Origin of the sequence: Haloferax sp. Atlit-6N, assembly GCF_003383195.1 — an archaeon.
In the GTDB taxonomy this organism is placed as follows: Archaea; Halobacteriota; Halobacteria; order Halobacteriales; family Haloferacaceae; genus Haloferax; species Haloferax gibbonsii.
The window spans coordinates 1-664 of record NZ_QEQJ01000073.1 but is presented as its reverse complement, the minus strand read 5'-3'; the positions used below and the strand labels follow the sequence as shown (position 1 = coordinate 664).

Genomic DNA, 664 nt, shown 5'->3' with positions numbered 1-664 from the left:
ATTTCTCTCACGACTATCACGAACTACGCTGATTTCATGAAGGACCTCAACAGCCGCGCACAGAGTTCTTACAACCCTGACGACATCTTTTTCGACGATTACGATGCGAATCAACTCCGTAGTATTCTCCACAACCGACGAGACGCCTTCAAGCCAGAATCACTGGCAGATGACGTCGTTCCGCTTGTTGCTGCATTGGCTCCCAAACGCATGGAGATGCACGGAAAGCAATAGATCTCCTCAGATGGGCTGGCGAATTAGCCGAGCGGCGTGGAGCTGACACGGTTACCGAGACTGATGTCCGTGATGCCCAGGAGAAATACACCGAGAATCGCAAACTTCGTCATATTAGCGGGATCTCCACTCAAAAGAAACTCTCCATCTACGCTGTAGCGGCCACTGCCCACTACGCAAGAGAACATCCTGAGTGGATCCCTGCTGGACCTGCGTTCAAGACGTACCAATTCATTGCCGATACGATGGATGCGGACCAGTACAGCCGTGAGACGTTCGTAAATCACGTCACAGAGCAGAGTACGTACGGTGTACTGGACTTCAAGCGTCGGGGCAAGGGGCGAGGCAGAGGAGTGCATATGTATTTCTCCCTCTCCGAGGATCCGGAAACGATCATGGAGACGATCCGTGAGGATTCCCGGTTCGAAGA

2 pseudogenes are annotated in these 664 nt (G+C 52.6%); both read left to right on the top strand.

Annotated elements, in window-relative coordinates:
- Positions 1–234 (top strand): annotated as a pseudogene (locus DEQ92_RS24000) (hypothetical protein); the annotation flags it as partial.
- A pseudogene (locus tag DEQ92_RS24485) lies at positions 195–664 on the top strand (cell division control protein Cdc6); the annotation flags it as partial. The pseudogenes DEQ92_RS24000 and DEQ92_RS24485, both read left to right, overlap by 40 nt.